The organism is Serratia sp. CY74737, assembly GCF_052166775.1.
Classification (GTDB): Bacteria; Pseudomonadota; Gammaproteobacteria; order Enterobacterales; family Enterobacteriaceae; genus Serratia; species Serratia ureilytica.
In genome coordinates, this window is record NZ_JBJNOF010000002.1 from 660,475 (window position 1) to 686,060 (window position 25,586).

Annotated in this window: 25 protein-coding genes; 11 read left to right on the forward strand and 14 right to left on the reverse strand. The window is 62.1% G+C overall.

The window, feature by feature from the left end:
- Positions 1–12: 12 nt before the first annotated feature.
- Positions 13–765, reverse strand: a complete 753-nt coding sequence (locus tag ACJ8PE_RS05170; protein WP_033643192.1) for a hypothetical protein — start codon at positions 763–765, stop codon at positions 13–15.
- 256 nt (positions 766–1,021) lie between these two features.
- Between ACJ8PE_RS05170 and ACJ8PE_RS05175 the strand changes: the two genes are divergently transcribed.
- The gene (locus ACJ8PE_RS05175) at positions 1,022–2,050 is read left to right on the forward strand and encodes a transporter (protein ID WP_033643191.1); all 1,029 of its coding nucleotides are present in this window, start codon (positions 1,022–1,024) and stop codon (positions 2,048–2,050) included.
- Here ACJ8PE_RS05175 and ACJ8PE_RS05180 read toward each other — a convergent pair whose 3' ends face one another.
- The 9 genes from ACJ8PE_RS05180 to ACJ8PE_RS05220 form a co-directional block, all read right to left on the reverse strand.
- The gene (locus ACJ8PE_RS05180) at positions 2,051–2,584 is read right to left on the reverse strand and encodes an SRPBCC family protein (protein ID WP_033643190.1); all 534 of its coding nucleotides are present in this window, start codon (positions 2,582–2,584) and stop codon (positions 2,051–2,053) included.
- 3 nt (positions 2,585–2,587) lie between these two features.
- Positions 2,588–2,935 carry an ArsR/SmtB family transcription factor gene (locus ACJ8PE_RS05185; protein WP_004938187.1) on the reverse strand — a complete coding sequence of 116 codons (348 nt, stop codon included), beginning with the start codon at positions 2,933–2,935 and terminating at the stop codon, positions 2,588–2,590.
- A gap of 82 nt (positions 2,936–3,017) precedes the next feature.
- The gene (locus ACJ8PE_RS05190) at positions 3,018–4,244 is read right to left on the reverse strand and encodes a M20 family metallo-hydrolase (RefSeq protein ID WP_404768904.1); all 1,227 of its coding nucleotides are present in this window, start codon (positions 4,242–4,244) and stop codon (positions 3,018–3,020) included.
- Positions 4,241–4,732, reverse strand: coding sequence for an L-2-amino-thiazoline-4-carboxylic acid hydrolase (locus ACJ8PE_RS05195; protein ID WP_033643188.1), 492 nt, complete (start codon positions 4,730–4,732; stop codon positions 4,241–4,243). The genes ACJ8PE_RS05190 and ACJ8PE_RS05195 overlap by 4 nt, the downstream gene beginning before the upstream one ends.
- Positions 4,733–4,750: 18 nt before the next feature.
- A complete protein-coding gene (locus tag ACJ8PE_RS05200; RefSeq protein ID WP_373275660.1) occupies positions 4,751–5,860 on the reverse strand; it encodes a branched-chain amino acid ABC transporter substrate-binding protein in 1,110 nt (369 codons plus the stop codon).
- A 76-nt stretch (positions 5,861–5,936) separates the two neighbouring features.
- Positions 5,937–6,650, reverse strand: a complete 714-nt coding sequence (locus tag ACJ8PE_RS05205; protein ID WP_033643186.1) for an ABC transporter ATP-binding protein — start codon at positions 6,648–6,650, stop codon at positions 5,937–5,939.
- Positions 6,643–7,413 (reverse strand): ABC transporter ATP-binding protein, encoded by a 771-nt coding sequence (locus ACJ8PE_RS05210; RefSeq protein ID WP_197759811.1) that lies wholly within the window; start codon positions 7,411–7,413, stop codon positions 6,643–6,645. The genes ACJ8PE_RS05205 and ACJ8PE_RS05210 overlap by 8 nt, the downstream gene beginning before the upstream one ends.
- Positions 7,410–8,522: an ABC transporter permease subunit gene (locus ACJ8PE_RS05215; protein WP_404768905.1), complete on the reverse strand. Its 1,113-nt coding sequence runs from the start codon at positions 8,520–8,522 to the stop codon at positions 7,410–7,412. Before ACJ8PE_RS05215 ends, ACJ8PE_RS05210 begins: the two co-directional genes overlap by 4 nt.
- A gap of 10 nt (positions 8,523–8,532) precedes the next feature.
- On the reverse strand, positions 8,533–9,483 hold the full coding sequence (locus ACJ8PE_RS05220) for a branched-chain amino acid ABC transporter permease (RefSeq protein ID WP_197795243.1): 951 nt from the start codon (positions 9,481–9,483) through the stop codon (positions 8,533–8,535).
- 170 nt (positions 9,484–9,653) lie between these two features.
- Here ACJ8PE_RS05220 and ACJ8PE_RS05225 point away from each other — a divergent pair, with 170 nt between their 5' ends.
- The 4 genes from ACJ8PE_RS05225 (at position 9,654) to ACJ8PE_RS05240 (ending at position 14,049) form a co-directional block, all read left to right on the forward strand.
- Positions 9,654–10,583, forward strand: coding sequence for a LysR substrate-binding domain-containing protein (locus ACJ8PE_RS05225; protein ID WP_197792463.1), 930 nt, complete (start codon positions 9,654–9,656; stop codon positions 10,581–10,583).
- A gap of 255 nt (positions 10,584–10,838) precedes the next feature.
- On the forward strand, positions 10,839–12,719 hold the full coding sequence (locus tag ACJ8PE_RS05230) for a potassium transporter Kup (protein WP_197792462.1): 1,881 nt from the start codon (positions 10,839–10,841) through the stop codon (positions 12,717–12,719).
- Positions 12,720–12,908: 189 nt separating this feature from the next.
- Positions 12,909–13,628 carry a glucosamine-6-phosphate deaminase gene (locus ACJ8PE_RS05235; protein WP_197792461.1) on the forward strand — a complete coding sequence of 240 codons (720 nt, stop codon included), beginning with the start codon at positions 12,909–12,911 and terminating at the stop codon, positions 13,626–13,628.
- A 118-nt stretch (positions 13,629–13,746) separates the two neighbouring features.
- Complete coding sequence (locus ACJ8PE_RS05240; RefSeq protein WP_047026060.1) at positions 13,747–14,049, forward strand: cupin domain-containing protein; 303 nt, start codon at positions 13,747–13,749, stop codon at positions 14,047–14,049.
- On the opposite strand, the gene ACJ8PE_RS05245 is transcribed toward ACJ8PE_RS05240, so the two are convergent.
- On the reverse strand, positions 14,046–14,636 hold the full coding sequence (locus ACJ8PE_RS05245; protein ID WP_033650324.1) for a TetR/AcrR family transcriptional regulator: 591 nt from the start codon (positions 14,634–14,636) through the stop codon (positions 14,046–14,048). The genes ACJ8PE_RS05240 and ACJ8PE_RS05245 overlap by 4 nt on opposite strands.
- Positions 14,637–14,776: 140 nt before the next feature.
- Between ACJ8PE_RS05245 and ACJ8PE_RS05250 the strand changes: the two genes are divergently transcribed.
- The 3 genes from ACJ8PE_RS05250 to ACJ8PE_RS05260 are packed head-to-tail and all read left to right on the forward strand — an operon-like array spanning position 14,777 to position 17,644.
- Entirely contained in the window at positions 14,777–15,832 is a 1,056-nt protein-coding gene (locus ACJ8PE_RS05250) for a sugar phosphate isomerase/epimerase family protein (protein WP_197792459.1), read from the forward strand.
- Positions 15,833–15,858: 26 nt separating this feature from the next.
- Positions 15,859–16,752 (forward strand): alpha/beta fold hydrolase, encoded by an 894-nt coding sequence (locus ACJ8PE_RS05255; RefSeq protein ID WP_197792458.1) that lies wholly within the window; start codon positions 15,859–15,861, stop codon positions 16,750–16,752.
- Complete coding sequence (locus ACJ8PE_RS05260) at positions 16,742–17,644, forward strand: alpha/beta hydrolase (protein WP_197759817.1); 903 nt, start codon at positions 16,742–16,744, stop codon at positions 17,642–17,644. The genes ACJ8PE_RS05255 and ACJ8PE_RS05260 overlap by 11 nt, the downstream gene beginning before the upstream one ends.
- Positions 17,645–17,692: 48 nt before the next feature.
- On the opposite strand, the gene ACJ8PE_RS05265 is transcribed toward ACJ8PE_RS05260, so the two are convergent.
- The gene (locus ACJ8PE_RS05265; RefSeq protein WP_404768906.1) at positions 17,693–19,126 is read right to left on the reverse strand and encodes an NAD-dependent succinate-semialdehyde dehydrogenase; all 1,434 of its coding nucleotides are present in this window, start codon (positions 19,124–19,126) and stop codon (positions 17,693–17,695) included.
- Between the two features lie 196 nt (positions 19,127–19,322).
- Between ACJ8PE_RS05265 and ACJ8PE_RS05270 the strand changes: the two genes are divergently transcribed.
- Positions 19,323–20,150, forward strand: a complete 828-nt coding sequence (locus ACJ8PE_RS05270; RefSeq protein ID WP_142075590.1) for an AraC family transcriptional regulator — start codon at positions 19,323–19,325, stop codon at positions 20,148–20,150.
- A 98-nt stretch (positions 20,151–20,248) separates the two neighbouring features.
- Positions 20,249–21,217 (forward strand): DMT family transporter, encoded by a 969-nt coding sequence (locus ACJ8PE_RS05275; protein WP_197759818.1) that lies wholly within the window; start codon positions 20,249–20,251, stop codon positions 21,215–21,217.
- A 27-nt stretch (positions 21,218–21,244) separates the two neighbouring features.
- Here ACJ8PE_RS05275 and fusA read toward each other — a convergent pair whose 3' ends face one another.
- Together fusA and ACJ8PE_RS05285 are read right to left on the reverse strand one after the other, a co-directional pair.
- Positions 21,245–23,350, reverse strand: a complete 2,106-nt coding sequence (gene fusA, locus ACJ8PE_RS05280) for an elongation factor G (protein WP_033650331.1) — start codon at positions 23,348–23,350, stop codon at positions 21,245–21,247.
- 248 nt (positions 23,351–23,598) lie between these two features.
- Entirely contained in the window at positions 23,599–23,847 is a 249-nt protein-coding gene (locus ACJ8PE_RS05285; RefSeq protein WP_004938127.1) for a glycine zipper domain-containing protein, read from the reverse strand.
- Positions 23,848–24,068: 221 nt separating this feature from the next.
- Here ACJ8PE_RS05285 and ACJ8PE_RS05290 point away from each other — a divergent pair, with 221 nt between their 5' ends.
- Entirely contained in the window at positions 24,069–25,565 is a 1,497-nt protein-coding gene (locus ACJ8PE_RS05290; RefSeq protein WP_197792453.1) for an alpha/beta hydrolase, read from the forward strand.
- Positions 25,566–25,586: the final 21 nt, after the last annotated feature.

Consider the following 25,586-nt stretch of genomic DNA (forward strand, 5'->3'; position numbering starts at 1 on the left):
AATCGAACTGTGCTAATTGCCTAGCCGGCGCTGGATAATTTTATCGTGCTCATCCGTCAGGTTAGCGTAATTCCAAATAAATAATCCGCCAAGGTTAAAGTCCAAAACCTGATCGATAAAGTAATTTAAATTCCAGTCGGTCAATCCTTTGGTCGTCAGGGCCAGAATGCATTTTTTATTTTCGGCCCCGTTCGCCAACGATTGTTTTAATGCCGGGATCACATTAGCGAGAATATCGTCATTGCTCCACATCGCTGCCGCATAACAGTAATGGATAAAGCGGTCGCATTGGTCTGATTGAATGATTTTTCTGACTTTCTCGTTGAGCTTGTTGCCATTTTCCGTATTGGGGTGGTTGTAAGAATAACCGGCAATAAAACCAAAGCTGGTCTCTTTCCCGGCCTCTTTTAGCCGTTTCATGGCTTCGATGACCCGTTCGGTGTTCATATTGCATTCGTCATCAAAATCGACGCCATCCCAGCCCCGATCGACCGTGGCCGCGACGATCCTCAACACTTCATCCTCATTGGCCGGCTTTTGCTGCGGGGAGCATCCGCCGCCGCCGTAAACCCATAGCGTCTTTCCGTTAAAGCCGGGAAGCGTATCGGGTTTGTTTTGTTTTTCCGGGCTCCATCCTGGCTGGGCTGAGGTGCCTGTGGTTAAGCCATCAAGGTTGGTTACCATGCCGTACATCATGACATCGAACGCTTTATGCGGTTGGCCAGCCAGAGACTGGCTCCATCCGCCCGTAATAAACTTGTTCATTGTCGTTATCTCCTTATTGAGCGTGTTCCTTAAATGAATGTGTCTTGCATGATGGAGGGTATCAGCCGCTATATTCATTTAGCCATTGTGCGGTTGCTGAACGGGCAAGGGATGAAAACTTTTTAAAATGAAATGACGTTTTTATGACGGAAATATTAATGAGCAAGAGCGTTGAAAATCATTAACGCCGAGCGATAAAGATTGTTATAACAGCGTGGACGATCTGGGCTAACGGCAATAGGCAGGATAAGGCGTTATGGTGCAAAGGGCAGCGGAAAAGATGCACAAGCTGGATTTTGATGATGAAGTGACCGGGCTGATCTACGGCCATGCGTTTCGCTCCGGCGAGCCGCCGGCGCGCCTGAACTCGCAGCAGGTTTGCCTGGCTTACCAAACGTTGTCGCCCGGCGACGGTTTTATCTGGCTGCACCTCAATCTCAACCACGCGGCGGCGGAGAAGTGGCTGAAAAACCATTTCGCCATTTCCGATTTTTTCTTTCACGAAATTCGTCACGGTTCCCACACTACGCGCATCGAGCGGCAGGGCGACGATCTGTTCGCCGTCCTCAACGACGTGATCTTCCACCCTGAAGACAACAACCCGGAAACGGCGACGCTGTGGCTGTATTGCCGCCGTGGGCTGGTGGTGACCGTGCGTCATAAACCGGTGCGATTGATAGAGCGGTTGCTGGGCCGCCTGACGGCGCTGCAGCTGGCGTCGTCCACCGAACTGCTGGCGCATCTGCTGGAAGAGCAGGAGGATGTGCTGGAGCAGGTGGTGCGGCAGGCCAACCAGTATGTCGATACCATCGAGGATCGTCTGCTGACGAGCCGCGTTAAACGCAACCGCGCCGAGCTGGGGCGCATGCGCCGCATGCTATTGCGCTTTCAGCGCCTGTTGGCGCCGGAGCCGGCCGCGTTGTTTCGCCTGTTGAACCGGCCGCCGAGCTGGCTGAGCCGTGAGGTGGTGCAGGATCTGCGGCAGTTTACCGAAGAGTTCACCGTGGTGTTGAACGATCTCGCCAGTCTGACCGAACGCATTCGGCTGCTGCAGGAAGAGCTGGGCGCCAAACTGATGGAGCAGAATAACCGCACGCTTTACACCCTGACGGTGATCACCGTGCTGGCGTTGCCTATCAACATCGTCGCCGGTTTTTTCGGCATGAACGTCGGAGGGATACCGCTGGCCAGCAATCACCACGGTTTTATCCTGCTGGTGTTGCTGGTCGGCAGTTTCACGCTGATCGCCGGTTATCTGGCGTTCAGGCGCAGGGACGAGTCGTAATTACAGGCGGGCGCGGTACTCTTCTTCCAGCCGGGCATGGGTGCTCCAGAACGGCTGCGGCGCCCGATCGTGCAGGCGATCCAGCAGAATATCCAGATGGGTATGCCAGCCGCCGGCGACGCTGAGCATCTCGTCGCGGTTAGCCAGGCGCCGGTGGGTGACCGTCAGCAGCACCGCGTTTCCCTGTTCCGTCAACTCGAAGGTCACTTCGGAAGGGCGCCCCTGCTCCTGTTCGGCCCAGGTAAAGCTCAGCAGGCGCGGCGGGAACAGGCAGGTGATGTGGCCGCGGTTGCTGACACAGCCGCCATGCTGTTTGTACTTGGCCGGCGGTTGCTCGTGCTCGCCCGCCAGATCGGAGTTGCGAAACTCCAGCTCCAGCGGCGCGCCGTTTTCCAACTTCATGGCGCCGGCAGCCAGCCAGGTGGCGCGCTTGTCGGATTCGGTCAGGTAAGCCCACACCCGCTCGATGGGGCCGGGCAGCAGCCGCTGGATGCGCAGCGTGCCGGGTTCGATAATCATGCCGTAATCATTCATGGTTCACTCCTTGGGAGGAAGCTGTTCGGGCTGCAGCAGCGCCTGTTCGAGCGCATCCAGCCGTTCAGTCCAGAAATGTTCATAGGTTTGCAGCCAGTGCATGGCCTGCGCCATAGGCTCGGGTTCGAGCCGGCAGATATGGTTTCTTCCTTGCACGGTGCGTTGCACCAGGCCCGCATGTTCCAGTGCTTTCACGTGCTTGGAGGCGCCGGCGAACGACATCTGCAACGGCGCGGCCAGTTCGCCGATGCTGCGTTCACCGCCGGCCAGCGCGCGTAACATCGAGCGGCGGGTCGGGTCGGCCAGCGCATGAAAAATGGCGTCCAGCTGTGAGGAAGATAATTCAACCATATGGTTGAATATAGATCAGGCGGGCTAATATTCAACCGTTTTGTTGAATATTTTTTGCCCCGGCGCCAAACCGGGGCGAGGATCAGGCGTCGGCGTGCGCCAGCAGGGCGTTGAGCAACACGTCGGCGCCGGCGGCGGCCCAGGCGGGAGTGATATCTTCCCGTTCGTTGTGGCTGATGCCGTCCACGCAGGGAATGAAAATCATGGCGGTCGGGGCGACGCGGTTAAGGTAACAGGCGTCGTGGCCGGCGCCGGAAATCATGTCGCGATGGCGATAGCCCAATGCCTGCGCGGCGTGACGCACGCTGCCAATACACCCCGGATCGAAGGCGATCGGGGGATACTGGAAGATGCGCTCGGCCCGGGCGGCCAGGCCGCCGCCGTTGACCTCGTTTACCGCCGCCAGTAGGCGCTGCTCCATCTGCGCCAGAATAGCCTCCTGCGGATGGCGGAATTCGACACTGAAAAAGACGCGCCCCGGCACCACGTTACGCGAATTGGGGGTGATTTGCGCCATGCCCACCGTGGCGCGCGCGTCGGGCGCGAAATCCCAACCGATGCGGTTGACCGCCGTGACCAGCGCCGCAAAGCCGAGCAGGGCGTCGCGGCGCCGATCCATCGGCGTGGTGCCGGCATGGGCGCTGAAGCCGACGACCTCCAGTTCATACCAGCGCTGCCCTTGTGCGGCGGTGACTACGCCGATGTCGAGATGCTCCGCTTCCAGAATCGGCCCCTGTTCGATGTGCAACTCGAAGGCGGCATGGATCGGCGTACCGCCCACCGGATACTCGCCGGCGTAGCCGATGCGCTCCAGCGCGTCGCCGAGGCTGACGCCGTGCTCGTCGCGGCGCGTCAGGCCGTATTCCAGGTTGAATACCCCGGCGAACACGCCCGAGGCGATCATCGCCGGCGCGAAGCGCGCGCCTTCTTCGTTGGTCCAGTTGATCACTTCAATCGGGCGTTCGGTGACGATCTGCCGATCGTTAAGGGTACGAATAACCTCTAATCCGGCCAGCACGCCGTAGATGCCGTCGAAACGGCCGCCGCGGGGCTGGGAATCACCGTGCGAGCCGGTGACGACCGGCGCCAGCTCGGGGCGAGCGCCTTCACGCCGCAGGAACATGTTGCCCATTTTGTCGACGCGTACGCTGCAACCCGCCTCCAGCGCCCAGGCGCGCAGCTGATCGCGCGCTTGCCGATCTTCTTCACTCAGCGCCAGCCGGGTGACGCCGTTATTGGCGATGGCGCCGAACTGCGCCATCGTCTGCAGGCTTTGCCACAGGCGCTCGCCGTTGACTCGATACGTCATTGATCTTCTCCCGGCGTTTTAGCGGTGTAGCGGAAATCGCAGCAGGGGGCGCCGGACATGATGGTCTGGCTGCGCTGCAGGTCGACGTCAGGGGCATAGCCAACGATAAACTGACTGTCGCGGGCGCAGGAGAGCAGGTGGCCGATCTCCCCCAGCCCCATCTCGTGATACATCTCGGCGTAGCGGCAGCGGGTGACGTTATAGTCGAAGTGCTGCGCGTCCTGATTGATCACCTCGACGCGCAGCGCATCGTCTTTTTCCCACAGGTACTGCAAGGCGGCGAAGCTGCGCAGATCCGCGCCGTTCGGTTCCTGGGCGGCGAACTGTTTGCCCGCCTCGATGGCGGCATTCTCGATGGCTTCGCCGATCACCGCCTGAGCGCGCGCCTTGCCGATTTCACGCACCAGAATCTGGTAGATCGGCTTGATGATCTCCGCCTCGATCTTTCTGCGGGCCAAAATGCCCAATTCGTTTTTTGCACAGCTCATCGCCTTGCTCCTCTTGATTTATTGTGACTTGGCGCCGCCCAACACGGTTTGCGGCTGCCATTTGCCGTCAACCACCCGGTACAGGGTGAAGCTCGGCTGTTGCAGGTTGCCTTGCGCATCGAAGGCGATGTCGCCGGTGACGCCCTGGTAATGTATGGCGCGCAGTTTCGGCAGATAATCGGCCGGATTGGCCGAATCGGCTTGCTCAATGGCGGCGATCAGCACCCGGGTGGCGTCGTAGGCGAAGGGCGCATGCAGTTCGATGTGGGTGTGATAACGATCGCGGTAGGCTTGTTCAAACGCCTTGCCGCCCGGCATCTGTTCCAGCGGCAGCCCCGGCTCCAGCGCGACGACGCCTTCGCCTTCCCGCTGCGCCAGCGTCAGGAAGGTTTGGCTGACGAAGCCGCCGGCGCCCATCAGCTGCGCGTTCATGCCCAGCTGTTTCAGTTTGCGCGCCAGCGGCGCCGCCTGCGAATCCACGCCGCCGAAGAAGATCAGATCGGCGTTTTTACTGCGGACGGTGGTCAGTACGGCGCTGAAATCAACGGTCTTGTCATCCACAAACTCACGGGTGACCGGCTGCACGCCCTGGGCCTGCAGCGATTTGATAAACTCGTCCGCCAGCCCCTGGCCGAAAGCGGTGCGATCGTCTATCACTGCGATGCGCTTGGCTTTCAGCGTCTTCACCGCATATTGCCCGGCGTAGTTGCCGCCGTCGTCGTCGTGGCCCATCACGCGAAAGCTGGTGTCAAAACCTTGCTGCGTGTAGCCGTGACCGGTCGCCACCGGCGCCACCTGAGCGATGCCGGCGTCGTGATAGATGCGCGCCGCCGGGATGCTGGTGCCGGTGTTCCAGTGGCCGACCACGCCGGCGACGCCTTCGTCGACCAAACGCTGCGCCACGGCCACGGCGGTGCGCGGGTCGGACTGATCGTCCTCGGACACCAGCTTGAAGGTGACCGGTTTGCCGTTCAGCGTCGGTTTCTGTGCGTTAGCGTCGGCGATCGCCAGCCGTGCGCCGTTTTCGAGATCTTTGCCGATGCGCGCGGAAGGGCCGGTCAGCGGCCCGGCAAGACCGATCAACACGGTGTCGTCCGCCAGCGCCGGGAGGCTCAGGATCATTGTCATGGCGGCCAGCGCCAACGGCTTGATGCGAATGTTCTGCTGCATGTCATACTCCTGGTGCGGTTAAAGGTAACAACGGTTATTCACCCAAATAGATCCGTTTGATTTTTTCATCGTCCAGCATGTCGGCGGAGCGGCCGCTGTGGCTCAGGCTGCCGCTGTCCAATACGTAGGCGCGATCGGTGGACGCCAGCGCCAGGCGGGCGTTCTGCTCGACCAACAGCAGCGTGACGCCGTCACGGGCTAACTGCTTGATGACCGAGAAAATGGCCTCCACCACAATCGGCGCCAGCCCCATCGACGGTTCGTCCAATATCAGCAGCCGCGGGCGGCTGAGCAGCGCGCGGCCCATCGCCACCATCTGTTGTTCACCGCCGGAAAGCAGCCCGGCCGGTTGATGCAGGCGCTCGCTCAGCCGTGGGAAGGTGGCGCACACGCGTTCGAAATCTTGCCGCACCGCCGATGCGTCACGCCGCGCATAGGCACCCAGCTGCAGGTTTTCTCGCACCGTCAGGCGGGTGAAAATGCCGCGTCCCTCCGGCACCATCACCAGCCCTTGTTGCAGCAAGCGGTGCGGCGGCATGCCGCGAATCGAACGGCCGTCGAACAGGATGTCGCCCTCAAACGGCTGCAGGCCGGTCAGCGCCCGCAGGCTCGAGGTTTTGCCCGCGCCATTGGCGCCGATCAGCGTCACCTGTTCGCCGGCGCTCACCGTGAAATCGATGCCTTTGACCGCATGAATGCCGCCATAAGACACTTTGAGTCGTTTAACGCTCAGCAGGGCTTCAGACATGCGCGCCGCCTCCCAGATAGGCTTGAATGACCGCCGGTTCGCGCCGCACCTGAGCCGGTTCGCCTTCGGCGATCGCTTTGCCGTAATCCAGCACCGTCAGCCGATCGCACAGACCCATCACCAGCTTGACGTCGTGTTCGATCAGCAGCAGCGTTTTGCCGCTGTCGCGGATGCGCAGCAGCAGTTCGCGCAGCGCCACTTTTTCTCCGGCGTTCATGCCGGCCGCCGGTTCGTCCAGCGCCAGCAACCGGGGCTCGGTCGCCAGCGCGCGGGCGATCTCCAGCCGCCGCTGATGGCCGTAGGCGAGATCGCCGGCGCGGTAATGGGCGAATTGGCTGATGCCGACGTACTCCAGCAGCGCATGAGATTTATCGCGCACCGACTGTTCCTCCTCTTTCGCGCGCCGGTGCCGGGCGATCGCTGCCCACAGGCCGTTGCGGGTGCGCACGTGGCAGCCGACCATCACGTTTTCCAGCACGCTCATTTCATTGAACAACCGCAGGTTTTGGAAGGTGCGGGCAATGCCGGCCTGCGCCACTTTGTCGATCGCCTGGGGCTTATAGCGCTGGCCCGCCAGGCGGAACTCGCCCGCGTCGGCGCGATACAGGCCGGTGATCAGGTTGAAGCAGGTGGTCTTACCGGCGCCGTTCGGCCCGATCAGGCCGTAGATTTCCCCCTGGCGGATGCTCATGCTGACGTCATCCACCGCCGTCAGGCCGCCGAAGCGTTTGCTGATATGGTGTAAAGCGAGCAGCGGCGTCATGCGGCGTTCCCCCGTGCGTGGCGGGCCGGCCACAGGCCCGCCGGGCGATACAGCATCACCAGGATCAGCGCCAGGCCGTAAAACAGTTGGCGGATGATTTCCGGGTCGATCAGCACCTGGCCGAACAGCGCCTGCTGCAGCGGCCCCATGCTGCTGCGCAGCAGCTCCGGCAGGGCGGCCAGCAGCAGCGCGCCCAGGATCACGCCGGGGATGTGCCCCATGCCGCCGAGTACCACCATCGCCAGTACGGCGATCGATTCCTGCAGGGTGAACGATTCCGGCGACACGAAGCCCTGAAACGCGGCGAACAGCGCGCCGGCCACGCCGCCGAAGGTGGCGCCGATGGCAAAGGCCAGCAGCTTGAAGTTGCGGGTGTTGATGCCCATCGCCCGCGCGGCGTCCTCGTCTTCGCGGATCGCCGTCCATGCGCGGCCGATGCGCGAGTTCTGCAGCCGCAGGCTGATGAACAGGATCGCCAGCAGCAGGGCGGCGAACAGGTAGTAATACAGGTACAGGCCGGAAAAACGCACGCCGAACCACTCATGCATGCCGGAAAACTTCAGGCCGAACAGGCTGGCCGGATCGATGCCGGAAATGCCTTTGGGGCCGTTGGTGAGGTTGACCGGGCGATCCAGATTGCGCATCAGAATGCGCACGATTTCGCCGAAACCGAGCGTGACGATCGCCAGATAATCGCCGCGCAGCCGCAGCGTCGGCGCGCCGAGCAGGATGCCGCAGGCCGCCGCCAGCAGCGCCGCCAGCGGGATCAGACCCAGCATCGACAGGTGCAGCCCGCCGGGGAACCACTGCAGCAGCAGCGGGAATTGCTGTGTCAGATGCGGTGACGACAGCAGCGCGGCCAAATAGGCACCGACGGCGTAAAAGGCGATAAAGCCCATGTCCAGCAACCCGGTCATGCCCACCACGATGTTCAGCCCGAGCGCCAGCATCAGGTACAGCAGGGCGAAGTCGACGACCCGCACCCAGTAGTTGCCCCCGGCGGCGCCCGCCACCCAGGGCGCCAGCAGCAGCGCGAGAATGAACAGCGTCAGCCCCAGCCTGGCGCGGCGCGGCGTGGCCAGAGGAACGGGAGGAGTCAAAACGGTCATGGTGATGTCCTTATGCGCGCGTGGCGATGCGTTCGCCCAAGAGCCCGGAGGGGCGGAAGACCAGCACGGCGATCAGCACCAGAAACGCGAACACGTCCTGGTAGTTGCTGCCGAACACGCCGCCGGTCAGCTCGCCGAGATAGCCGGTGCCCAGCGATTCGAACAGCCCCAGCAGTAAACCGCCGAGCATTGCGCCGCGCAGGTTGCCGATGCCGCCGAGCACGGCGGCGGTAAAGGCTTTGATGCCGGGTAAAAAGCCCATCGAGAAGCCGGCGTTGCCGTAGTTGCTGGCCATCATGATGCCGGCTACCGCCGCCAGCGCGCCGCCGAGCGCGAAGGTCAGAACGATGATGCGGTCAGGACTGATGCCCATCAGGCCGGCGACCTGCGGGTTTTCCGCCGTGGCGCGCATGGCGCGGCCGAAACGGCTGTGTTCGACCAGCAGCCAGAGGCCGGCCATGACCGTCACGGCCACCGCCAGCGTGACGATCGCCGTGCCGGTGATCACTGCCGGCGCATGCCCGCCGCTGCCTGCGGTCAGGGCGATGGGCGTCATCGGCAACAGCTGCGGAAACATCAGGGGATTGCGTGACCAGATCAGCATCGCCAGGGTTTGCAACAGCAGCGAGACGCCGATGCCGCTGATCAGCGGGGCCAGGCGCGGTGCATTGCGCAACCGGCGATAGGCCAGACGTTCGATCGCCATCGAGGTGATGGCGCAGACGGCCATGGCGAACAGGGCCGCCAGCAGCAGCGTGGCGTAGGGCGGTAACGCGGGAAAGTGATGTTGCAACACGCTTATCGCCGACAGCGCGCTCAGCGCACCGACCATCAGCACGTCGCCGTGCGCGAAATTGATGATGCGCAGGATGCCGTACACCATGGTGTAACCGAGCGCGATCAGCGCATAGATGCTGCCGAGCATCAAACCGTTGACGGTTTGCTGTACCAGCGTATCCATAGAGAGAGTCCGGAGATAATGAGTCAGGAGGGTCACAGTAGAGAATTTAAAAAAATTGTAAAATACGGAAAAATACTTTCTTATACAAAAAACGAGTGATTTTAATGTTTTGATTTTTATGTATATTGAATCCATTCCTTCAGTGTCGATTTCCCAAAAACAGTCAATATATGAAAAAAACAGAACAGTACGATGAGCCATTGCCGATGCTGCCGAACGATCCGCCGCTGCGCGCCGTGCGGGCGTTCGAAGCCATCGCGCGCCTGGGGGGCATCAGCGCGGCGGCTAACGAGCTGATGATTTCGCCTTCGGCGGTCAGTCATCAACTCAAAACGCTGGAGGCATTTTTGCAGATGCCGTTGACCGAACGGCAGGGGCGTAACCTGGTGCTGCGCAGCGAGGGGCGGGAGTATTACCGTTCGATTCGCTCGGCGTTCAACGTGCTGCGCCAGGCGACCGAACACGTGCGCGAGCAATCCGCGTCGCGGCAGGTGACCATCAGCCTGATCCCGCTGTTCGGCATGGGCTGGTTCATTCCGCGGCTGCGCGGTTTTCTGCGCGAAAATCCGGATATCGACATCAATGTGGTCTACGCCAACCACCGCAATTACCTGAGCGACGCCGCCGATCTGTCGATCCGCTTCGGGGTCGGGCAGTGGACCGGCTATCGCAGCGAGAAGCTGATGTCCGGCAAAATGGTGCCGGTGTGCAGCCGGGCATTCAGTAAGCTGCATGGTTTGCTCGATACGCCGGAGCAGCTGGCGACGCTGCCGCTGCTGCACGACGAGGAGCGCAATACCTGGATGCAATGGTTTCAGCAGGCCGGCGTCAAGCGCCCGCTGCGCAGTATCGGCCCGATGTTTGAGGACGGATTGTTGACGTTGGCGGCGGTGCAGGCGGGGCTAGGGTGCGCGTTGATGCGTGAACCGTTAATCGCCCAGTACCTTGAAAGCGGTGAGTTGATCAAAATGTTCGATCTGCCGATCGACGACGGCCGCGATTATTACCTATGCGCTCGACTGGATAGCGAGCTGTCGCAGGAAGGCGAAAATCTGCGGCAGTGGCTGCGCCGCGAAGCCGATGAGAGCCGGTTCGGGTAACGCCGGGCGGAAACAGGGGGAGCCGGACGTTCATTTCACTTTCCCACGACGCACGCCGCGCCAACAGGAAAGTGCTAGGCCCTTCAGGGTGGGCGTTTTTAAACCGTTGCTCACCGGCGATGATTGCTGAAGCTTCAACGCGCGCTACTGTCACTGGCGAAGATGACGGCTATGCTTAACTTGCCGATCACGTGGCGCGACGGCCATAAAGTGACAATAATTCCCACTCTCAGCGCAACGTCAAGGAGCGAGCAGATGTCTGTCGGCAATGATACGGAAACCGTGAATAAGACGGGGCTGGCACCGCTGGCGTTGGGCGCATTGGGCGTGGTGTTCGGCGATATCGGCACCAGCCCCCTGTACACCCTGAAAACCGTGCTGTTTCTCTCTGGCGATGCGCCTTCGGCGCCGGTGATCCTTGGCCTGCTGTCGCTGATATTCTGGACGCTGGTGATCGTCACTTCTCTCAAATACGCCATGTTCGCCATGCGCATCGGCAACCGCGGCGAGGGCGGCATCATGGCGCTGATGTCGCTGCTGGTCAGCAAGCGAAAATCCCGGCCGCTGGTACTGTTCGCCGGCCTGTTCGGCGCCGCGCTCATTTACGGCGACGGCGCCATCACGCCGGCCATTTCGGTGCTCTCGGCCCTCGAAGGGCTGAACATCGTGCTGCCGGCGTCGCAGCCCTATATTCTGCCGGCGGCGGTGGTGATTTTGCTCAGTCTGTTCGCCATTCAGCCGCTGGGTACAGCGCGCATCGGCCGCGTGTTCGGGCCGATCATGGCGCTGTGGTTCCTGTCGATCGCTGCGTTGGGCGTGTGGGGCATCATCCAGCATCCGGCGGTATTGCTGGCGCTGAACCCGCTCTACGGCATTCACTTCCTGTTCTCCAACGGACTGACCAGCTTCCTGGTGCTGGGCGGCGTGTTTTTGTGCGTCACCGGCGCCGAAGCGCTGTATGCCGATATGGGGCATTTCGGCAAACGGCCGATTTGGCTGGCCTGGTTCGGCATCGTTTTTCCCAGCCTGTTGCTTAACTACGCCGGTCAGGCCGCGCTGATCCTGAGCGGCGCCGATGTCACGCAGAACATCTTCTTCCGTTTATGCCCGCCGGCGCTGCTGATCCCGCTGGTGATCCTGGCCTGGCTGGCGACGATCATCGCCAGCCAGGCGATCATCAGTGGTGCGTTTTCCATGACCCGGCAGGCGATCCAACTGGGGTGGCTACCGCGGCTGCGGGTCAGGCAAACCACCGAGGAAAGTTACGGGCAGATCTACATTGGCGCCATCAACTGGTTGCTGATGGTGGTGACGCTGTTCCTGACCGTGTTCTTTAAATCGTCGGACAATCTGGCCGCCGCCTACGGCATCGCCGTCTCGTTGACCATGATCATGACCACCGGCCTGCTGTTCGTCGCCATGCGCGAGGTGTGGCGCTGGGGGCCGATCGCCAGCCTGATGGTGGCGGGCGGTTTCTTCGTGGTCGATTTGAGCTTCCTGACGGCCAACATGACTAAAGTACTGCAGGGCGGTTATATCCCGCTGCTGTTGGCCGCCGCGGTCTATACCGTGATGCTGGTCTGGCATCGCGGGGTGCTGGCGGCCGCGCGCACCCTCGGTGAAACGACAGTGCCGGTAGAGGATTTCCTGGAGAAAATCCGCCGCGAATCCGTGCCGCGCGTGCCGGGCACCGCGGTATTCCTGACTCGCAGCCTGCAGGGGACGCCGCCGGTGATGAAATGGCAGGTCAAGCGTAACGGTTCGCTGCACGCCAACGTGCTGGCGCTCACCATTGCCATCGTCAATGAGCCGCGGGTCTCGAATGCTGAACGGTTGGTGATGCGCGAGCTGTCGCCGGGATTTTGGTGCGGCGTGGCCAGCTATGGCTTTATGGAGCGGCCTAACATCCCGCAGCTGTTGCAGCACGTCGAGGCGCAGAAATCCGGTCTGAACTTCGACGAGGCGACCTACTATCTCGGGCACGAGACCGTGGTGCGCCGCGAAGCGAACGATCGGTTGCCATCCTGGCAGCGCAACCTGTTCGCGCTGATGGTGCGCAACGGCATGCACGTCACGGATTATTACTACCTGCCCAGCGATCAGGTGGTGGAGATTAGCCGCCGCGTGCCGGTATAGGGCGCGAAAAAGGCATCGCCGCAATTGCGGCTTGCATCACACAACGCGGTTTGCATTTCATTCCTGGCCGCCATAACCTGACAAGAAACGGATTGTTACTGACGCGATCAGGCAAAACCTAACTTCTCTCCCGGCATCGAACATGGCCGGATGGGCGGTTAGGTTTTTTTTTGCAAAAAGGAGAAGGGAATGAAACTTGTCGTCGCTAATGATTACCAGGAAATGAGTGAGTTGGCCGCCAGCCTGTTGTTGAGTTACATGCTGCGCCCGCAGCGCGTCAATCTGGCTATCACCGCCGGCTCGACGCCTAAACGGATGTATGAGTTGTTGGCTCCGCGCATCAAGGGCCACGCGGAATTCGCCAACGCGCATTACTATAATTTCGATGAAATTCCTTACGCTGGCCGATCGGGCTATGGCGTCACCATGGAGAATCTGCACCGTATGTTCTTTGGCCCGGCGGCGATCCCCGAGCGGCAACTGCACGTTTTGAATTCGGACAACTACCTGCAGCACGATCGGCGTATCGCCGAAGATGGCGGGCTGGATGCAATCGTGATGGGCGTCGGAGCGGACGGGCATTTCTGCGGCAATCTGCCGGGCACCACCGCCTTCGAAGACCGCACCTGTCGGGTGCCGGTTTCCGCCAGGCCGGATCTGGCGGACATTTTGCTCAAAGAGGTGGGCGGCCGCACTGAATGGTTGCCCGATCATTACGTCACCCTGGGGCCTGCAAGCGTGATGGCCGCCAAAAAGCTGGTGCTGCTCGTCAACGGTTCGCACAAAGCGGACATTTTGCTGCGCATTGTCAGCGGGCCGGTGGAGAGCGGGGTGCCCGCCAGCATTTTGATGCTGCATCCGGACCTGTTGATTATCGCCGATCGGGAGGCCGCGGCGCTGCTGCCTTAAGCGTTCACCCGGCGCGTCTCGCCTCAGAACCAACGGTCATAACCTGCAACCAAAGCGTCTTTCCCTGCGGCGCAGAATCAGGCTAGAGTGCGTTTTTTCATGCGCCTGGGGGATTCCGATGCTGTTCGATTTAAACCAGCAGGCGGCCGAACTGCCTGAGGCCTGGCGCTCTGCCGTGCTGGGCCGCGTCGGTGCGGCCAATATCAAAGTGCTGCGCATGGACGCGCGCAGCATTGCGGATGAAGTGCATGATTACAGCGAAGGGTTGCTGGTGATCAGCGGCCACCTGCGGCTGCAGGTGGCGGGGGAAGAAGTGGTGGTGCGGGCCGGTCAGCTGTATCAGGCCGCGGCCGGCGTGCCGCACCGCGTGTTGCCGGGCAGCGAAGGCACGCTGGTGATTGTCGATTTGCCGGAAGATTAAGCGTCGCCCAACGCCGTCAGCGCCACGTTTACCGCCGCCAATAACCGCGCCTCGGTGACGCCGTCACGCGCCTGAATCGACAGGCCGTGCAGGAAGACGGCGAAATAGTCACCCAGGCTGTCGGCGTCGGTGTCGGCCGGCAATTCGCCGGTTTGCACCGCCTGCCGCAGCCGTTCGACGATCTGCTGCGTGCGCTGCAGCCGATGCTCTGCCAGCCAGGCTTTGAGCCCGTCGTTTTCCGCGCTGACGCTGGCGGCGGCGGAGACCACCATGCAGCCTTGCGGCAGATCGGGCCGACTATAGAGCCGCACGGCGTCTTCCAGCAGGCGTTTGAGCGCCGGGCGAATGCCGCTTTCCGTCGCGAAGGCGCGATCGGCGAAGCCCCCTTCGGCGGTTTCATAACAGGCAATCGCCTCGCGAAACAGCTGCTCTTTGGAGCCGAACGCTTTGTAGATGCGCGCGGAAGCGATGCCCAACTCCGCCACCAGATCCGACATCGAAGTGCCTTCGTAACCTTGCCGCCAGAATAAGTTTCGCGCCTTCAATAGCGCCTGTTCGCGATCGAACTCGCGCGGTCTGCCTGCCATTCGCTGCTCCAATTTACCTGCCATTCAGCGACATAGGATCGCTTAAATCGGCGGGAATACCAATGCCTTTATAAATTTCGCTTGCGGTCGCCGCGCTTTGCTCCTATTGTTTGTCAATCGACAACCAATAGGGGTTTACGATGAAAACCCTCAAAGGTCCAAGCCTGCATCTCGCGCAATTCAGCGATGACGCGGCGCCGTTCAACAGCTTGCCCGCCATTGCCGAGTGGGCGGCGCGGACCGGTTTTACCGCCTTGCAGATCCCGGCCTGGGATCGGCGTTTATTCGACGTGGCCACCGCAGCGGAAAGCCAAACCTACTGCGACGATTTGACCGGCATGTTGGCGGAGCAGGGGTTGGTGGTCAGCGAACTGACCAGCCATATCTTCGGCCAGCTGATGGCGGTGCACCCGGCTTACGATGCGCTGTGCGACAGCTTTGCGCCGCCGGCGCTGCAGGGCGATCCCAAGGCCCGAGACGAGTGGGCACGGCAGCAAATGCTGCTGGCGGTGAAGGCGTCGGCGCGGCTGGGGCTCAGCGAACTGGGCACCTTTTCCGGTTCGCTGGCCTGGCCCTATCTATTCCCGTTCCCGCAGCGCCCTGAAGGATTGATTGACACCGCGTTCAACGAGCTCGCCAAACGCTGGCTGCCGGTGCTCGACGCCTGCGAGGAGCAGGGCATCAATCTGTGTTATGAAATTCACCCGAGTGAGGATCTGCACGACGGCGTGACGTTTGAGATGTTTCTGCAGCGCGTCGGCAACCATCCGCGTTGCCGGGTGTTGTTCGATCCGAGCCACATGGTGCTGCAGCAGCTTAACTATCTGGAGTTTATCGATATCTATAAGGACGTTATCGGCATGTTCCACGTTAAGGACGCCGAGTTCAATCCGACCGGTCGGCAGGGCATATACGGCGGTTATCAGTCCTGGATCGATCGCGCCGGCCGTTTCCGCTCGCTGGGCGACGGCCAGGTCGATTTCAACGGCATTTTCTCCCGTTTGACGCAGTATGGCTATCAGGGCTGGGCGACGCTGGAGTGGGAATGCTGCCTGAAAAATCCGCAGGACGGCGCTCGCGAAGGCGCGGCCTTCATTCGCGATCGCATTATCCGCGTCACCGACAAAGTGTTTGATGACTTCGCCGGTGCGCCGGTCAATCCTCAGCAGATCAATGCGTTGCTCGGCATTCGCTGAGCCTGACCCCACAGGGAGTTAACCCCATGAAACACAGTCAAAACGAGATCCTGTTGCAGGATCTCGCGGCGGAACACGTCTATACCCAGGTCAACGGCCGGCGCCTTCACTGCGTGGTGGCCGGCGAAGGGCGGCCGGTGCTGCTGATCCCCGGCTGGCCGCAAACCTGGTACACCTGGCGTTATGTGATGCGCGCCTTGGCGGCGGCCGGTTTTCAGGCGATCGCCGTCGATCCGCCGGGCATCGGCGACTCTGACAAGCCCGCGGGCGGCTACGACACCGGCAGCATCGGTGCGGCGTTGCACGCGATGATGGCGCAGCTGGGCCATCAACGTTACCAACTGGTCGGCCACGATATCGGCATGTGGATCGGTTACGCCATGGCGAGCGATTTCCCGCAGGCGGTGGAGCGTCTGGTACTGACGGAGGCGGTGATCCCCGGTCTGGCGCCGCCGCCGCCGATTTTCGTCGCGCCGGAGGAGAATATCTTCCTGTGGCATTTCATGTTCAACCAGCTGGCGGATTTGCCGGAGACCCTGACCCAGGGGCGCGAGCGGGAGTATCTTGGCTATATCTTCAACCGCTGGTCTTATCGGCGCGATCGGGTGGCGGCTGAGGTCTATATCGCCGCCTATTCGGCGCCGGGCGGCCTGCGCGCCGGATTCGACTATTACCGGGCGATCCCGGAGACCGTTCGCCAGAACCGGCTGCGCGCCGCCACGCCGTTGACGATGCCGGTGTTGACGGTGGGAGCGGAGCACGCCACCGGCGACGCGCCGCTGACGACGCTACGGGGTAATGCGCGCGATCTGCGGGGCGAAACGGTCGCCGGCTGCGGCCATTTCATCACCGAGGAGTGTCATGAGGCGTTTATCGCACTGATTACGCCGTTCCTGGCGGGAGAGCAACATGCCGCTTGATGAACGCATCGCCGCCTTTTTGGCGGCGTCGGCCGACGCGCTGCCACCCGCGTCGTTGGCGGACATGCGGGCGGCCACGGAAAGCGGTTTGCGTCTGCTGCAGGGCGCACCGCAACCGAGCGGCGGCGTCAGGGATTTTACGCTGGTCGCCACCGATGGGCACCGGATTGCGCTGCGCGCCTATCTACCGGCGGGGGAAAGGTGCGCTGCCGCACAACCGGCGATGCTGTTCGCCCACGGCGGCGGCTGGTGCCTCGGTTCGCTGTCGCTGTATGACCAGCCCTGTCAGGCGCTGGCTAACGCCACTGATCGGGTGATCCTGTCGGTCGATTATCGACTGGCGCCGGAGTTTCCTTTTCCACAGCCGCTGGAAGATGTCTATCAGGCGCTCTGTTGGGCGGCGCAACAGGCGCCGCAGTTAGGGATTGACGCTGACCGTCTGGCGGTGGGTGGTGACAGCGCCGGAGGCAATCTGGCGGCGGCGGTCGCGCTGTTGGCGCGGGATCGCGGCGGCCCGCACATTGAACGTCAACTGCTGCTGTATCCGGCGCTCAGCCGCGAAATGGCGACGAAGAGCTATCGCGAATTCGCCGAGGGGCATTTTTTGACGCGCGACGCGATGGTGTTTTGTTGGCAGCAGTACCTGGCCCAGCGACGCGATCCGAGCGCCGAGCCGCTGCACGCCGCCACGCTGCGCGGATTGCCGCCGGCCACTATCCTGAGCTGCGAATATGATCCGCTGCGCGATGAGGCCGAACTGTATGCGCAGCGGCTGCGTGAGGCGGGTGTGGCGGTTCGCTGTGAACGGTTGCCGGGCATGGTGCATGCCTGCATTCACATGTTGGGGCTGACCCCGGCGGCGCGGCGCCTGTTCGAGTTGGCCGGTGAGTAAAAAAAAGCCCCGCATTGCGGGGCTTCTGGCTATTCATCCGACGTGCGATTAACGGCCGGCGACGGTGACAAAGCGCGTTTCCAGGTAGGATTCGATCGCTTCGCTGCCGCCTTCGGTGCCGTGGCCGGAGTCCTTCACGCCGCCAAACGGCGTTTCCGGCAGGCCGAAACCGATGTGGTTGATGCTCAGCATGCCGCTCTCCACGTCTTGCCCCAGCGCATTGACGGTGGCGATGTTGCGGCTGTAAGCGTAGGCGGCCAGCCCGTACGGCAGGCGATTGGCTTCGGCGATCGCCTCGTCGTAGGTGGCGAACGGGCGTAGCAGGGCGACCGGGCCAAACGGCTCTTCCGACATGGCGCGCGCGCTCAGCGGCACGTCACGCAGCACCGTCGGCTCGAAGAAGTTGCCTTTGCCCGCCACGCGTTTGCCGCCGGTGCTGGCCTTCGCCCCGTCGGCGATAGCGTCTTGCACCAGCGCCTCGATATTGTCGACGCTGCGGCCCAGCACCATCGGCCCCATCGTCACGCCGTCTTCCAGCCCGTTGCCGAGCTTGAGTTCACGCACCGCGGCGGTGAATTTCTCCACGAAGACTTCATAAACGCCTTGCTGGATCAGGAAGCGGGTCGGGGCGATACAGACCTGGCCGGCGTTGCGGAACTTGGATTGCGCCAGCTCTTTGGCCGCCGCGTCGAGATCGGCGTCGTCGAAGATCAGCACCGGCGCGTGGCCGCCCAGCTCCATGGTGGCCTTTTTCATATGCTGGCCGGCCAGCGCAGCCAGATGCTTGCCCACGCGGGTGGAGCCGGTGAAGGAGATCTTGCGAATGGTCGGATGCGGGATCAGGTATTCCGAGATTTCCGCCGGGGTGCCGTACACCAACGCGATCACCCCGGCCGGAATGCCGGCGTCGGCGAAGGCTTTGATCAGCTCAGCCGGTGAGGCCGGCGTTTCTTCCGGGCCTTTGACGATGATTGAACAACCCGCCGCCAGCGCGGCGGACAGCTTGCGCACGATCTGGTTGATCGGGAAGTTCCACGGCGTGAAGGCGGCCACCGGGCCGACCGGCAGTTTCAGGGTTTGCTGCTGCACGTCGCGAGCGCGGGACGGAATAATCTGCCCGTAGGTGCGGGTGGCTTCGCCGGCGAACCACTCGATCACGTCGGCGGCGTTGAGAATTTCGATTTTGGCCTGCGCCACCGGCTTACCCTGTTCCTGCGTCATGATGGCGGCGATGGCGTCGGCGCGTTCGCGCAGCAGCGCAGCGGCTTTGCGCATCAGGTTGGCGCGCTGGTGTGCGGCGGTGTTTCGCCAAACGTTAAACCCGCGTTCGGTGGCGGCCAGCGCCAGATCGAGATCCTCTGCGGCGGCGTGCGCCACTTGACCGATGATCTCGTCGGTAGCGGGGTTGGAGACCGGCAGGGTTTTTCCGGCCAGCGCGCTGCGCCATTGTCCATCGATATACAGTTGAGTATCCGGATACATTGTTGCCTCTTGTTTGCGGAGTGTCAGGGGCCGATGAGCTTCGCGATGCGGCCCGTCTGAAAGGGACAGGGACTTTAACCCTACGCCGAATGGCGCCGATCGTCCAGGCGAGGGGCACGAAAGGACCAGGGCGGCTACTCAACCGGCGATGTTTTGGCTATGCTGAGCAGATTGTCAGCACGGATGAGGAGGTCGGGTGCAAGGGGTTCCACAACAGTTTCCGTTCGAGAAGGACTGCGCGCAGTTCCGGCATTTGTCGCATCTGCCTGGCGTCGAACTCTATCAGGCGCATATCGAACGCTATGCCTTCGAGCCGCATACCCACGACGCCTTCGCCATCGGCACCGTGGACACCGGGGCGGAGCGTTTTCGCTATCGCGGGGCGCAGCACCTGGCGGCGCCGGGCGCGCTGGTGCTGATGAATCCTGACGAGCTGCATACCGGCGAAGCCGAAACGCCGGGCGGTTGGTGTTACCGCATGCTCTATCTGGCGCCCGAGGCGCTGGAGCAGCTGTCCGGCGATCGGAGCCAGTGGTTCACCGATGCGGTGCGCCACGATCCGCGGGCGGCGCAGCGCCTGTCCGCCATTCTCGCCGCGCTGTGGCAAACCGACGATCCGCTTACGCTCGACGGCCTGCTGTTGGAAGCGGTGGCGTTGCTGCAACCGCACATCCGCACCGGGCGCCGGGAGAAAGCCGAGGCGGCGCACCGTTTCGAGGTGGTGAAAAGCTACCTGCACGATAACTTCGCCGAGGCCATAACGCTCCACCAACTGGCCGAGCTGGTGTCGCTCAGCCCGTACCATTTCCTGCGCAAGTTCAAGGCCGAATATCACGTCTCGCCGCAGCAGATGCTGATGGCGATCCGGCTGTCGCAGGCCAAACGCATGCTGGAGCGCGGCATGCCCGCCGCACAGGTGGCGGCGGCGGCGGGGCTGACCGATCAGGCGCACCTGACGCGCGCCTTCGCCAACCGTTACGGCGTCACGCCAGTGCGTTTCCAGAAACAGGTGAAATTGGGCTAAAACAGCAACCTGCTACAATAATTCCTCCCCGCGTTTTCGTTACTCTGCCGCTGTCTTGTCGGGCGGGTTGGCCGCACCGACCGTTTGTCGGAGTCGTTATGTTCATTGGCGTTGTATTTGCCCTGGCCGCCGGGCTGATGTGGGGATTGATTTTCGTCGGTCCGTTGCTGGTGCCGGACTATCCCGCCGCGCTGCAGTCCACCGGGCGCTATCTGGCCTTTGGGCTGATCGCCTTGCCGCTGGCGTGGTTCGATCGCCGCCGCCTGCATAAGCTGCGGCGCCAGGATTGGTGGGAAGCGCTCAAGCTGACGGCTATCGGCAATCTGCTGTACTACCTGTGCCTGGCCAGCGCCATTCAGCGCACCGGTGCGCCGGTGTCGACCATGATCATCGGCACCTTGCCGGTCGTGATCGCCATTTGCGCCAATCTGTTTTACGGCCGGCACGACGGGCGCCTGGCCTGGGGCAAACTGGCGCCCGCACTGCTGTTGATCGTCTGTGGATTGGCGTGCGTGAACGTCGCCGAGCTGCGCGGCAATGCGGTGCCGATCGACGGCTGGCGCTATCTCAGCGGTCTTGGGCTGGCCGTGTTGGCGGTGGCGTGCTGGACCTGGTTCCCGCTGCGAAATTCACGCTGGCTGCGGGAGAACCCGACGCAGCGTCCGGCCACCTGGGCCACGGCCCAAGGGCTGGTGACGCTGCCGCTGGCGCTGCTGGGCTATCTGGCGGTCTGCGGTCAGTTGGCGTTGAGCGAGCCGGCGTTCGCCTTGCCGTTCGGCCCGCGCCCTGAGGTGTTTATCCCTCTGATGCTGATCATCGGCGTGTTCTGCTCCTGGCTGGGGGCGCTGTGCTGGAACGAAGCCAGCCAGCGGCTGCCGACGGTGTTGGTGGGGCCGCTCATCGTGTTCGAAATTCTGGCGGGGCTGGCGTATACCTTTCTGTTGCGCCAGGCCTGGCCGCCGCTGCTGACGCTGGCGGGCATCGTCTGTCTGATCGCCGGCGTGGTGTACGCCATGCGCATCAAACCGCAGCCAGTGGTGGTGGCACTGGAGGACAAGCCGAGGTGACGCCCGCCGTGGCGGCGGGCGTAAGGGTTAACGCTTGCTGTGGTGAATGATCTCTTCGGCCACGTTGCGCGGCGCTTCGGCGTAGTGGCTGAATTCCATGGTGTAGGTGGCGCGGCCCTGCGACATCGAACGCAGGGTGGTCGAGTAGCCGAACATCTCGGACAGCGGCACCTTGGCGCGAATTTCCTTGCCGCCGCCGCCCGGGATCTCTTCCATGCCCTGCACCAGACCGCGGCGTGAGGAGAGATCGCCCATCACGTTGCCGGCATAATCCTCCGGCGTTTCCACTTCCACCGACATGATCGGCTCGAGGATCACCGGATCCGCCAGGCGGCAGGCGTCCTTGAAGCCGAAGATCGCCGCCATGCGGAACGCCTGTTCCGACGAGTCGACGTCATGGTAAGAACCGAAGGTCAGGTGCACCTTGACGTCCACCACCTGATAACCGGCCAGCACGCCGTTATTCAGCGCCTCGAGCACGCCTTTTTTCACCGCCGGGATAAACTCGCCGGGAATGACGCCGCCCTTGATCTCATCGAAGAACTCGAAGCCTTTGCCGGGTTCGTTCGGCTCGACGGTCAGCACCACGTGGCCGTATTGCCCTTTACCGCCGGATTGGCGCACGAACTTGCCTTCCACGTCGGCCACCCGTTTGCGGATGGTTTCGCGGTAAGACACCTGCGGTTTGCCGGTGGTGGTCTCCACCCCGAACTCGCGGCGCATGCGATCGACGATAATCTCCAGGTGCAGCTCGCCCATGCCGTAGATAATGGTTTGGCCGGATTCTTCATCGGTGCGCACGCGGAACGACGGATCTTCCGAAGAGAGCCGCTGCAGCGCGATGCCCATTTTCTCCTGATCGCCCTTGGTCTTCGGCTCGATCGCCTGGGCGATCACCGGCTCGGGGAAGGTCATGCGCTCCAGCGTAATGATGGCGCCGGGATCGCACAGCGTATCGCCGGTGGTGACGTCCTTCAGGCCGACGCAGGCGGCAATGTCGCCGGCGTGCAGTTCGTCGATGTCCTTACGATCGTTGGCGTGCATCTGCACGATGCGGCCGATACGCTCCTTTTTGCCCTTGATTGGGTTATAAACGCTGCTGCCTTTGGCCAGCACCCCGGAGTAGACGCGCACAAAGGTGAGTTGGCCGACGAACGGGTCGGTCATCAGCTTAAACGCCAGAGCCGAGAATTTTTCGTTGTCGTCGGCTTTGCGAGTGATGATTTCATCGTGTTCGCCGTGGCCCTCCATCGGCGGCACGTCGAGCGGCGAGGGCATCAGCTCGATCACCGCGTCCAGCATGCGCTGCACGCCTTTGTTGCGGAACGCCGATCCGCACAGCATCGGCTGGATTTCGCCGGCGACGGTGCGCACCCGCAGCCCGTGAACGATCTCCTCTTCGCTCAGCGGCACCTGATTGAGGTATTTCTCCATCAGTTCTTCCGACGCTTCGGCGGCCGCTTCAATCATGTTTTCACGCCACTCCTGCGCCGATTCGCGCAGGTCGGCCGGGATCTCTTCGAAGCTGAAGTTCATGCCCTGCGAGGCTTCGTCCCACAGAATGGCTTTCATCCGCACCAGATCCACCACGCCGCTGAAGCGGTCTTCGGCGCCGATAGGAATAACGATCGGCACCGGGTTGGCTTTGAGGCGCTCGATCATCATTTTGCGCACGCGGAAAAAATCCGCGCCGATGCGGTCCATCTTGTTGACGAACGCCAGCCGCGGCACTTTGTATTTGTTGGCCTGGCGCCAGACGGTTTCCGACTGCGGCTGGACGCCGCCCACCGAGTCATAGACCATGACGGCGCCGTCCAGCACGCGCATCGAGCGCTCCACTTCAATGGTGAAATCGACGTGCCCGGGGGTGTCGATGATATTGATGCGGTGCTGCGGATAATTATGCTGCATGCCGTTCCAGAAGCAGGTAGTGGCCGCCGAGGTGATGGTGATGCCGCGCTCTTGTTCCTGCGCCATCCAGTCCATGGTCGCCGCGCCGTCATGCACTTCGCCCAGCTTGTGGCTGACCCCGGTGTAAAACAGAATCCGCTCGGTGGTGGTGGTCTTGCCGGCATCGATATGCGCGGAGATGCCGATATTGCGGTAACGTTCGATAGGGGTGGTGCGAGCCATAATCAACCTTTCTTAGCCGCGTGAAGGAGAGCGGCTTAAACAGCATGGATAATGATGATAATCCTCATAGGGTTATCCGTCGGATCGCAGAGCCTTGCTCTGGTCACAAACTAATCGTAGTTGAAGGCGTTGGTTTTTTTAAGCGATGGTTGTGATAGATGAAAGTTTGCACGCACAACGGCGCCGGCGCAGAAAAGGGCGAAAAAAAGGCCCGTAACGGGCCTATTGTCGAACGGCGCATTCGCCGCTTATTTGCGTCCCAGCAGGAAGCCGAAAACGATGCCGACTGCCGCCGCAACGGCCACGCCGGCCAGCGGGTTGGCTTCCACCTGCGTTCTTACGCTGTCCGCTGCATCACGGGCGGCATAGCTGGCCTGGGAGGCGTACTTGCGCGCCGCGCCGCGCACCTGATGCTCCGGCGAATCGACGGCTTTACCGAACGCTTCTTCTACCGCGCCTGCGGCTTCATTGGCTTTGTCTTCCGCTTTACCAAACATGCTGCTCTCCTGTTCCTTGTGGGTTAACGAACTCTAAGCCTAGCAGGTGAACGGCGTTTTTTGCAGCATTCTGTGCGTTATAAGATCAATCCGAGCAAAGAAAAGTCTTTCCATACGCACGGCGTCGGCTTCACCCGCGCGTTTTTTTATGTTCTATTGGCTAGCGGTTTAACCGAGTATCGTTACCCTTTGACCGATTCGTTGAGTTGAAAGGACTCCCCATGTCAGTACTGCGTATTCTGGCGCTGCTCGCCGCGACCGCCGCCGCGTTGCCCGCCCAGGCCAAACCTGCGGCTCACGGCGCGGCACCCGAGAACGGCGTTCGTTGGCAATCTTGTCTCAACAGCGGCTTTCAGCGTTGGTTCGATGAAGCGCCGCCGGCGGGGCTGCGCTGCGGCTACCTCGACGTGCCGTTGGCTTACGCTACGCCTCCCGCCCATTCGGCGCAGGCGGGGGAACCGACCGTGCGTCTGGCGCTGACCCTGCTGCCCGCCACCGGGCCGAAAAAGGGCAGCGTCGTGGTGATCAGCGGCGGGCCGGGCCTGCAGGGGATCAATCCTTATCTCGGCAACGACGCCCACGTCGCCAAACTGCGTAAATCCTACGACATCATCGGTTACGATCCGCGCGGCGTCGGTCAATCGACGCCAAAAATTTCCTGCCAGGTGGCCGAAGGTGACGAACTCCCTGAACCGGACGACAACGACGTGGCCGGCGCGGAGAACCAGACGCGCACCCTGATCGCCGCCTGCATCAAACAGACCGGCGCGGACGTGCTGCAACACATCGGCACCGACGAGGCGGTCAACGATCTGAACGCGATCCGCCATGCGCTGGGCGAACCGGGGCTGACGGCGGTGGCGTACTCTTACGGCACCAAGGTGGCGGCGCTGTATGCCGAACGTTTTCCGAAGAAAACGCGCGCGCTGGTGCTGGACGGGGTGGTGGATCTGGCGGAGGACGATTTCACCCAGCGCATGAATCAGGAGCGAGGCTTCCAGCAAAGTTTCCTGCGTTTCGCCGCCTATTGCGGAAAAACCGACAGCTGCCAGCTTGGCGGCGGCGCCAATCAGGCGCTTCAGCGTTATCACGCTTTGCTGCGCAAGCTGCATGAGCAGCCGTTCGTCACTGCGGCGGGCTATGAAATCTCCGCCGACGATGTGCTGACGGTGACGCGTTCGCTGCTGTTGTGGCCGGAGCGCTGGCATGAACTGGCCACCGTACTGCGCCAGCTCGATGCCGGCATCGCCGGGCAACAGGTTTCCGATCTGATCGACGAAAGCTATTCTCCGGATGCCGATGATGCCCTGAACGTCATCACCTGCGCCGACGTCGCCAACCCAACGGCCGATCCGCAGCTGTTGCGCAGGCAGCGGCAGGAGATCAATACCGCCGCTTTATATGCCCACTATCTGCCGCTGCACGAGTATCCGCTGGAAATGTGCGATCTGTGGCCGTACCGCGGCAAAGATCGGCCGCACATGCCGGTGGCGTCCGCCGCGCTGCCGCCGCTGCTGTTCGTCGCCCAGCGCTACGATCCAACCACGCCGTACCGCAATGCCCAGGTGATGGCCGCCGCCTTTAAAAGCCCGCTGATCACCCGCGAACGCGACGGACATACGTTGGCGCTGAACGGCATCGACAGCTGCGTCGACGAAAGCGTGGTGGAGTATCTGCTGGCGCCGAAAAAGCCGCGCCGCGACAAGGTTTGCCGCTGAGGAGGCCGGGCGTTGGCCCGG